This is a genomic window from Hymenobacter sp. B1770 (genome assembly GCF_049896385.1).
GTDB lineage: Bacteria > Bacteroidota > Bacteroidia > Cytophagales > Hymenobacteraceae > Hymenobacter.
On the sequence record NZ_JAFCUF010000090.1, the window covers coordinates 1 to 562 of the forward strand.

At 47.9% G+C, this 562-nt stretch carries 1 protein-coding gene; it reads right to left on the reverse strand.

Going from position 1 to position 562, the window contains the following annotated elements; translation table 11 throughout:
* Positions 1–269 precede the first annotated feature (269 nt).
* The coding region (locus tag ACP7AJ_RS21625) for a hypothetical protein (protein WP_426062315.1) at positions 270–562 on the reverse strand (293 nt) is incomplete at its 5' end.

A 562-nucleotide genomic window follows, 5' to 3' on the forward strand; every position in this document is an offset into this window, starting at 1 on the left:
GAGCCGAAAGCGGACCACCTCCTTGTCGAGGTACTGCTTCTTGCCTTGCATGCTCCCTCTACGAAATCGGCCACCTGCCCGGCCACGCGTTCTGCAACAGCCACGGTCGATTCTCGAACGTTATGGACTTAGCTTTATGGACGAAGAATTAGCTTAATTGTGATGAAGAAAATTCTTCAAATCCTTCCTGTTAAAAGACTTTGCTATGCTAACGTCAAGCATGTAATGAATAAGAACTCAGAAGAGGGTACAGTAATTTCTATCCCTGTTTACATGTGGGCATTGGTCGATGATGAAAAGGGAATCGCACTATAACAGGCATAAGACTGGAGGAAATGCATGCCAATAAGTTTATGTCCGGTTACCCCGGGTTTCGAATGTATTCGGAAACAAGAATCGACGATGTGAAAATTTCCAGCAACAAAATGCAATAAATGACCGCCGCCATCTATGCCCGGGGTTCTACCCGCGACAAGAACTAAACCAACGACAACCAGCTCCTGGACTTGCGCGCTTTCGCTGGGCGGCTGGGGGTGTGGTCTACCAGGAGTATTGCGACTAG